This is a genomic window from Anaerofustis stercorihominis (assembly GCF_005844425.1).
Classification (GTDB): domain Bacteria; phylum Bacillota; class Clostridia; order Eubacteriales; family Anaerofustaceae; genus Anaerofustis; species Anaerofustis butyriciformans.
On sequence record NZ_SPHL01000023.1, the window covers coordinates 22,086 to 31,195 of the forward strand.

The window sequence follows — 9,110 nt, forward strand, 5'->3', positions numbered from 1 at the left end:
TATAGTTATGATACAATAATTTACCGTAAAATATAAGAAAAAGAGGTACGATGTATGTTTTATATTGATATGATAATATCTAAATTGATTATCCTGCTTATTAATATTATTGATAAAACTAGAGGAACAGACCTTCCCGGTAAAATAGCTTTAAAGCTTAATAAAAATTTTCCTTTGGGATTTAAGAATATTGACTACAATAAAGTAATATTTGTAACCGGAACAAACGGAAAATCTACAACTACAAACTTAATACACCATGTCTTAAAATCAAACAATTACAGCGTTGCATCAAATCTTGAAGGTGCAAATCTAATTGCCGGAATAACAACAACATTAATCAAAAACTCTACTTTAACCGGGAAATTAAAGCCTGAATATTTTGTTTTTGAAATAGATGAAAGATCATTAAAAAACATTCACAGAGTTATTCCTGCAAAACATCTTGTTATAACAAATCTTCAAAAAGACCAAGTACACAGAAATGCTGACCCTGACTTTATTTACAGAAAAATAAAAGATGTTGTAACAAAAGATATGCATTTATATTTAAACAATGAAGAACCAAGAAGTAAATCATTTGAAGACTTTGCGGATGATATAACATATTACAGCGTAGAAAGAAACGAAAGATCTGTAGTTGATAATGACAGACTTGCAGTTACAATGCCTTGTCCAAAATGCAACCACAAAATCAACTTTAATTATTACAATGTTGACAATGTAGGTAACTTTAATTGTACAAACTGTGGTTTTAAAAGCGAAGATAATCCAGTTTACCAAATGAAAGATGTTGATTTTGAAAATGCAACTTTTACTTATGATGGAACAACATTTAAAATGCCATATAACGTTCCTTTCATGATGTATAATTATGCTCTTGTTATAGCACTTGCAGACAAACTTGGACTTACAAAAGAACAAATGCAACATTCATTTAATACTTTTATTAACATTGGCGGAAGAATAGAAACAATTAAGTATAAAGATAAGGAACTTAAATATATAAGAATCAAACAAGAAAACCCTGAAACATTACAATCTGCCATAGATGTAGTGGCTAATGATAAAACAGAAAAAACATTTATACTTGGACTTTGTATAATAAAAGACGAGCCACCTCACTATACAAACACATTCTATGCATATGACTGTAATTTCACACCTCTTGTAAATTCAAATATAAAGAAATATATCGCATTCTCTGAATATGTATGTTATGACACTGCAAACAGATTTATCTATGAAGGTGTTGAAAAAGATAAAATAGATATATTAAATACAGATGATGTAGAAAAAATACTTGAAAAAGTAGATGAAGCTGAATGTAAAAATGTTTATTTAATAACATGGCTTGAAACATTTATAGATATTAAAAATTATGTTAAGAAAAACAATTTATAGGAGAAAAAAATGGGAAAAGAAATTAATTTAGCTTACCTTTATGCCGATATATTAAACCTTCATGGAGACAGAGGAAATGTTCTTGCTTTTGAGAAAATAGCAAAAGAAATGGGTATAGAATTAAAAACTACAAGAATTGACAGCCCAAACGAAAAAATTGACTTTGACAAATTCGATATTATACTTTTATCTCCGGGAGAATTAAAAGTAATGGACACAATAGTAGAAACTTTTAATAATCAAAGAGACGAATTTGAGAAATACGTAAACGAAAATAAATATATGTTTGTAATTGGCACAACAGGTGCAATACTTGCAAAAAACATTAAATTTGAAGACGGAAGAGAAAAAGAAGGCTTAAATGTATTTGATATGAAAGCAACAGAAAGAAAATGGATATATGGTGATGATTTAACATTTAATGCTAATATAGATGGTAAAGATATGGAAATAATATCATGCCAAATTAATTCAATTGACATGACTTTTAATACTGATGAAATTACTCCTTTCGGAAGTGTAAACTACGGACTTGGAAATGACAAAAACCATAAAGAAGGAGCAAGAAAAAATAATTTAATTTATACAAATGCATTAGGACCTGTTTTTATTAAAAATCCATGGTTAACAAAAGAAATATTACTAGATATAGCAAATAAAAAAGATATTGAAATTAAAAATATCGATTTAGATTTTTCTATTGAAGAAGCTTCAAAAGAAACAATAAAAGACTTTATAAGTAAAAAAGAACCTGTACAATAAAAAAGAACCATTAAGGTTCTTTTTTTATATGTAAAAAAGCCGCTAAAAGCGGCTTTCCTACCAAAAAGAAAAAATGGTAAACATATATAATTATTAAAATAATTATTTACGATATTTTTCGTCAAGCTTCATTACTTCATCAACGTTGCTTTGACTCTTACAACCTTGTTCAAAGTCATTGTCTAACCAGTGTTTTAAAACAACTTTTGCTGTTTCTTTGCCAATAACTCTGTATCCCATAGTGATAATTTGTGCATTGTTGCTTAAGCTTGCTCTTTCTGCTGAATATGGGTCATGACAAACAGTTGCACATACTCCAGGAACTTTATTGGCAGCAATACTCATTCCAATACCTGTTCCGCAGAATAATAAACCTCTGTCATAATCTTCATCTCTTACGGCTAATGCAACTTTTTCTGCTATATGAGCATAAAAAGTTTTATCATTTTCATATTTAACTCCTAAATCAGTTACTTCGTATCCTTCGTCTTGTAAAAATTTAACAATTTCATCCTTTAAAAGTAAACCTACTGCATCTGCACCTAATACTATTTTTTTCATATTCTTCCTCCTATTCGTAATCAAAACCTGTACATTTATTCATTACTTTAACGATTGTTTCATATGATGGAGCATCGTTGTATAAAATTTCATATAATGCTTCCAAGAAAGGAAGTTTTTCTCTTTTTAATACTCCTTTTTCTTCAAGTTGAGCTACAAGTTCCCAAGCAAATTTTATCGCATTATAACCTTCAACTGTTATATCTTCATCTCTCATTTTCTTTATGGCTTTTGTTCCCGGCATCCCAGCACCTACAACTTCACCTAAAATTCTGTTTCTTCCTGCTTCACATGTAATTTCAAGATCTCCAACACCCGGTTGACCTATAACAGAAGCATAACTTCCGCCCATTGCTTTTGTTAAAACGCCCATTTCAGCAACTGCAAATGTGAATAAAGCTGCTTTACAGTTATTATTGTTTTTACCTTCAAGTTCTTTAAAACCTTCAGCCATTCCAAGACCGATTGAATAAGCATTTTTCATTGCCGCACAAATTTCAAGTCCGATTACATCAGTTGTAACACCTACATTATATTTATCTGTTGCAAGAAGACTCCTCATATATTTTGCTGCTTCAATATCCTTACTTGCATAATCTACTGAGTTTGGACATTCCCATACAACTTCTACAGCTTTACATGGTCCGCCAACAAATACCAAAGGAATTTTTCCTTTTAATTCTTCAGGAAGTAATTGTTCTAAAATATCAGGAAGAATAATTACTTTGTCTTTTTGTTCAAGATCGTATTCAAAACCTTTTGAAACACTACCTACAACCATTCCTTCTTTTAAATAAGGAATTGCTTTTTTAAACACGCTTGCAAGACCATCACTTGTTATACCCATTATAACTAAATCTGCGCCTTCCATAGCTTGTTCAAGTTCTTCATTGTAAAAATACTTAATTCCGTCTGCAAGTTTACATTTGTGTTTTATATGAGTTCCGTCTTTTTTCAACTGATCGATAATTTCAGTATCAAGATGAGTCCCCCATAAGTTTACATTGTGTCCGTTCTTTCTAAGTGGAGTAGAAAGGGCACTTCCCATCGCCCCTGCACCAAGAATTGTTACATTAGCCATATTATATGTACCTCTCTTTATTTTAATTACTATATTTTATATAAAAAAACCATAACATAATAACACATGTAACATGTGCATTTCGTTATGGTTTCTCTAATTCTCTTCCAAAACTTTCTATTAAGTTATATTTATTATATACGATAAGTGAAAATTTTTCAATATATTTTAATTATATTTAATGATTTTTTTCTCTAAGAATGAAACTAAAAAATACATAATTCCTGCAATAGCCGATAAAATAACCACTCCTGCCATAACAAGATCAAGATTAAATACCTGTGAGCCATAGACAATTAAGTACCCAAGACCCTCTTTACTTACAAGAAATTCTCCCATTATAACGCCTACCCATGAAAGACCTACGTTTATTTTTAAAGCATTTATTATATTTTCTATACTTGAAGGAAAAACTGCTTTTGAAAAAATTTGCATCTTTGTTGCATTAAAAGTCTTAAGCAGTATTATCTTTTCTTCCTCGACTTGCATAAATCCGGAATATACACCTATTATTGTTGCAACAATTGAAATTGCAAGAGTCATAATTAAAATAGAACCCATTCCTGCTCCGGCCCATACGATTATTACCGGACCTAATGCTACTTTAGGTAAAGCATTTAACACAACCAAATAAGGATCAAGTATCTTTGCAAGCCTATCACTCCACCATAATATCATTGCTATTATCGTTCCAAGAATTGTACCTATGCTAAAACCCATTACAGTTTCAAACGTTGTAATAAAGAGGTGATTATAAAGCCCGTTTGTTTTTATTAAATCCACTATTGTTTTAAAAATTCTACTTGGAGAAGATGTAATAAATTGATTAATCCATCCCATTTTTGCACTTAGTTCCCAAATCAAAACAAAACATACTAAAATCGCAACTTTCCAAAACAAAACTATAAAATTTTCTTTTTTTATATTTTTTAAGAAATTTTCATGTTCTTTTTTCTTTAAATTATCATATATGCACATCTAAATCCCTCCATATTTTATCATAATAATCAGCAAATTCCTTTGCTTTACGCCTTTCAACTGGACTTAAAGAATCAACGGAAAGATTAATTTCATATATATTTTTTATATTTGCCGGTCTTTGAGAAATAACAACCACCCTGTCAGCCAAAGAAATCGCCTCTGATAAATCATGGGTGACAAGAATTGCGGTTTTATTGCTTCTCCTTATAGCCAAACTTATATCTTCACTTACGGCAAGTCTTGTTTGATAATCTAAAGCTGAAAAAGGTTCATCAAGCAAAAGTATATCGGGTTTTAGAGCAAGAGTTCTTATTAAAGCAACTCTTTGCCTCATTCCTCCTGATAGTTGTTTTGGATAAGCATTTATGAAATTTTCTAAACCATACATTTTTAAAAGTTCCATTACATATTTTTTATCTTTATCATCAATTTTTCCTCTTGATTTTATTTCAAGACCAAGTAATGCGTTATTTAATATGGTACGAAAAGGAAAAAGCTCATCTTGTTGCAGCATATAACCTATTGTAGGGTCTTGTTTACTTATGGTAAAAGTACCGCTGCTTGGTTTAATTAAATTTGAAAGCATAGATAAAATAGTACTTTTTCCACAACCGCTGGGACCTACCAAAGCTATAAATTCACCTTCATATACATCCAGAGAAAACCCTTCTACTGCAGTTATTATGCTGTTTTTCGTATGAAAGTTTTTCACCAAATCTCTAATTTCCAATAAAGGTTTTCTCATTGCTCATACTCCTTTATCTATTTTGTTTTCTCTGCAAATGTAGTATTTACTAAATCTTTATATGCTGCTTTTTCATCAAGCTGTCCTGCCATAGTCATAATTTCTTGAAGTCTGTTAAAAGCATCTTCTGTTATAACAGGTGTATCATTCCATGCATCAATACTTTTATATCTGTCAATTACTTTAACTAAAGTATCCTTATCTGTATCAGGAAAAAACTCTGCTATGTTATCTGCAATTTCTTCACTGCTTGCACTATTTACATATTTTAAACCTTTAGAAACAGCATTTGTAAAACTTTGAATAAGATCGGGATTTTCCTCTATAAAACCTTTTCTTGCATTATATACTGTATAAGGAACTTCACCGCTTTCTTCACCTATTGACTTAAGAACATATCCTTGTTTATTTTCTTCAACCTCTGTTGCACTAGGTTCAAATAATGCTACATAATCACCTGTTCCACCTACAAAAGTTCCCGCCATAGCTGCAAATTGTACAGATGTATCTAATGTAACATCTTTTTTAATATCTAAACCGTTCTTTTTAAGTACATATTCAAGAGTCATTTCAGGAACACCGCCGGCTCTTCCTGCAATAATATGTTTTCCTATTAAATCAGAGTATTTAAAATTCCCTTTACTATCTTCTCTACCAACTAAAAATGATCCATCTTTTTTTGTTACTTGGGCAAAGTTTATTAAATAATCTTCTTGACCTCCCTGCATAACATAAATAGTTGCTTCAGGACCGCAAAATCCAATATCACTATCTCCGCTTAAAACTGCAGCAGTTACTTTATCCGCTCCTTGTGCCGTTGTAAGTTCTATATTTATTCCTTCTTCTTCAAAATATCCAAGACTAATCGCCGCATATTGAGGTGCATAAAAGATTGAACGTGCAACCTCGCTGACTTTTACGGTTGTAAGTCCTTCATCTTTATTGCTTCCACATCCAACAAAACAAGACAGACAAACTAACACACTAACTAAAAGTCCAATAATCTTTTTCAAATTACTACCTCCCAAATTGTTATTCACCATTATAGTATGCTGATTTATTTAATTTTGTACTTATATAAAAAGTCTTTTATTGAAAAACAAAAATTTTAATAGTAATATATTAGATACAAATATTAATTATGAAATTAAAGCAATCAATAACTTAATATGGCAAAGAGGTAATAAATGGGAACAATAGTAAATGTTATTGCAATTTTATTTGGAAGTACCATAGGAATGCTTTTTAAAAAATTTATAAATAAAAGAATAGAGAATAATTTAAAAACCGCTCTGGGACTTTCTACTGTAATAATAGGCATACTTGGAATAATCACTTCTAGTATTACAGTAGATAATAACGGAGTACTACAATCAAATAATGTATTATTACTTGTTTTAAGTTTGGTAATAGGAACTTTTATCGGTGAAATCTTAAATATAGACTATAAGACAAATCAGATAATAAAAAAATTAGAAAATAAACTTTCAATACAAGGATTTTCAGATGGATTTATTCCTGCTTCGGTTTTATTCTGCACAGGGGCAATGGCAATAATAGGATCTTTAAATGACGGACTTATAGGAGATCATACAATTCTCTTCACTAAATCAATACTTGACGGAACAATAGCAATATTATTCGCTTCAACTTTAGGATTTGGAGTATATTTTTCAAGTTTAACCGTTTTAATTTATCAAGGAGCAATAACAATTCTTGGAATATATTTATCTCCTTATTTGTCTGATGCACTTATAAATAACATATGTCTGGTTGGATATGCAATGATTGTATGTATCGGTCTTGACTTAATGAAAATAAAAGAAATAAAAGTTTTAAATATGCTTCCGGGACTTTTAATCCCTATTTTATATGCTTTAATTTTTTAAAAACAAAAAAGAAGAGTACAAACTCTTCTTTTTATTTTAAAATTTTTTTTATAAGATTTTCTTTTTTCTTTGTATAAGGCTGATATCTTAGATTAATATCAATTAAATTGCTTCTTTTAAGTATACTTTTTTCATGAGAAAAAGTATTAAACCCATATTCCCCGTGGTAACTTCCCATACCACTGTTACCTACTCCTCCAAACCCCATATATTCATTTGTAAGATGAACAATAGTATCATTTATACATCCACCCCCAAAATTAACTCTTGATAAAATATAATCTTCTAAAGCTTTATTATCAGAAAACAAATATAAAGCTAATGGAGTTTTGTTATGGTTTATTATTTCTACAATATCTTCTTTTGTTTTAAACGTCATTATAGGAATAATAGGCCCAAATATTTCTTCCTTCATACAAGCGCTCTCAAATGTTACATTATCTATTATTGCAGGCTCAATTCTTAAATTCGCTCTGTCAACTTTCCCTCCCCAAATTATATCTTCATTTTTTAACATAGATACAATTCTGTTAAAATGCTTTTCATTTATTATTTTTACATAATCTTTATTTTTAAGAGGCTTTTCTCCGTATTGAATTGATATTTCCTTTTTTAACAATTCTATAAAATTATCTTTTATATTTTCTTTTACAATTAAATAATCAGGAGCAACACAAGTTTGTCCTGCATTTAAAAATTTACCAAATACTATTCTTTTTGCTGCAAGTTTCAAATTTGTATTTTCATCAACAATACAAGGGCTTTTCCCTCCAAGTTCCAACGTTACGGGTGTTAAATTCTTACTTGCCTTTTCCATAACCAGTTTCCCAACGCTTACACTACCTGTAAAAAATATATAATCATATTTTAAATCAAGTAAAAAGCTATTTACTTCTCTTCCTCCTAAAGCAACACTTACTAATTCTTTAGGCAAATATTTTTCAAGAAGCTTTTTTAATACTTCACCTGTATATTTTGAATAAGCACTTGGCTTTACAACACAAACATTTCCCGCACTTATTGCATCTACTAAAGGAGAGATCGTAAGCATAAAAGGATAATTCCAAGGACTCATAATAAGAACTAAACCATAAGGAACCTTTACCTTGTAACTTTTACTGTAAAACTGTGATATCGGCGTTTTAACTTTCTTTATTTTACTAAATTTCTTTATATGTTTTATCATATAGTTTATTTCAGTTAAAACCATTCCAATTTCACACATATAGCTTTCATAATAACTTTTACCTAAATCTTTTTTTATAGCTTCACAAATTTCTTCTTCCATTTCAAGAATACCTTTTTTTAAATTTTTTAAAAGTTCTATTCTAAAATTAATATCTAAGGTCTTGCCGCTATTAAAAAATTTATTTTGAATTTTTATTTTTTCTCTTATTTCCATATTATCACCACTATTTTATACAAAAAAATATACTTAAATACATAAGTATATTTTTATAATTTAATATTAATTATCGCTATTTTTATTAGCATTATTCTTTTTTTCTTGTTCTTCTTTTTTAAGCTGCTTTGCTTCTTTTTTTCTTCTAAGTCTTTCTCTTTCTTTTTCCTCTCTTTGTTGTCTTTTATTTATTTTCTTAATTCTTTTTTCTTCTTTTTTATTTTGATACTCTTCAATTTGTTCTTTTGTAACACTCATGTTTTTTGATTTAAGTTTTTCTTCATT

The 9,110-nt window shown here is 29.4% G+C and carries 10 protein-coding genes; 3 read left to right on the plus strand and 7 right to left on the minus strand.

Features of this window, described 5'->3' with window-relative positions; translation table 11 throughout:
• The first annotated feature begins 54 nt into the window (after positions 1-54).
• The gene (locus FGQ49_RS06920; RefSeq protein WP_138269138.1) at positions 55-1,404 is read left to right on the plus strand and encodes a Mur ligase family protein; all 1,350 of its coding nucleotides are present in this window, start codon (positions 55-57) and stop codon (positions 1,402-1,404) included.
• A 9-nt stretch (positions 1,405-1,413) separates the two neighbouring features.
• Positions 1,414-2,166, plus strand: coding sequence for a hypothetical protein (locus tag FGQ49_RS06925; RefSeq protein ID WP_138269139.1), 753 nt, complete (start codon positions 1,414-1,416; stop codon positions 2,164-2,166).
• A 102-nt stretch (positions 2,167-2,268) separates the two neighbouring features.
• On the opposite strand, the gene rpiB is transcribed toward FGQ49_RS06925, so the two are convergent.
• The 5 genes from rpiB to FGQ49_RS06950 all read right to left on the minus strand — a co-directional run bounded on the left by rpiB (position 2,269) and on the right by FGQ49_RS06950 (position 6,547).
• Positions 2,269-2,727: a ribose 5-phosphate isomerase B gene (gene rpiB / locus FGQ49_RS06930; RefSeq protein ID WP_138269140.1), complete on the minus strand. Its 459-nt coding sequence runs from the start codon at positions 2,725-2,727 to the stop codon at positions 2,269-2,271.
• Positions 2,728-2,737: 10 nt separating this feature from the next.
• Complete coding sequence (locus tag FGQ49_RS06935; protein WP_138269141.1) at positions 2,738-3,808, minus strand: NAD(P)H-dependent glycerol-3-phosphate dehydrogenase; 1,071 nt, start codon at positions 3,806-3,808, stop codon at positions 2,738-2,740.
• Positions 3,809-3,976: 168 nt separating this feature from the next.
• Entirely contained in the window at positions 3,977-4,786 is an 810-nt protein-coding gene (locus tag FGQ49_RS06940; RefSeq protein WP_138269142.1) for an ABC transporter permease, read from the minus strand.
• On the minus strand, positions 4,773-5,534 hold the full coding sequence (locus tag FGQ49_RS06945) for an ABC transporter ATP-binding protein (protein WP_138269143.1): 762 nt from the start codon (positions 5,532-5,534) through the stop codon (positions 4,773-4,775). The genes FGQ49_RS06940 and FGQ49_RS06945 overlap by 14 nt, the downstream gene beginning before the upstream one ends.
• A gap of 17 nt (positions 5,535-5,551) precedes the next feature.
• Positions 5,552-6,547, minus strand: a complete 996-nt coding sequence (locus tag FGQ49_RS06950; RefSeq protein ID WP_347559330.1) for an ABC transporter substrate-binding protein — start codon at positions 6,545-6,547, stop codon at positions 5,552-5,554.
• Positions 6,548-6,721: 174 nt separating this feature from the next.
• Between FGQ49_RS06950 and FGQ49_RS06955 the strand changes: the two genes are divergently transcribed.
• Positions 6,722-7,423 carry a DUF554 domain-containing protein gene (locus tag FGQ49_RS06955; protein WP_138269145.1) on the plus strand — a complete coding sequence of 234 codons (702 nt, stop codon included), beginning with the start codon at positions 6,722-6,724 and terminating at the stop codon, positions 7,421-7,423.
• Positions 7,424-7,454: 31 nt separating this feature from the next.
• Here FGQ49_RS06955 and FGQ49_RS06960 read toward each other — a convergent pair whose 3' ends face one another.
• Both FGQ49_RS06960 and FGQ49_RS06965 read right to left on the minus strand, forming a co-directional pair.
• Complete coding sequence (locus tag FGQ49_RS06960; protein WP_138269146.1) at positions 7,455-8,825, minus strand: aldehyde dehydrogenase; 1,371 nt, start codon at positions 8,823-8,825, stop codon at positions 7,455-7,457.
• Positions 8,826-8,891: 66 nt separating this feature from the next.
• On the minus strand, positions 8,892-9,110 hold a 219-nt coding region (locus tag FGQ49_RS06965), incomplete at its 5' end, for a hypothetical protein (RefSeq protein ID WP_431731926.1).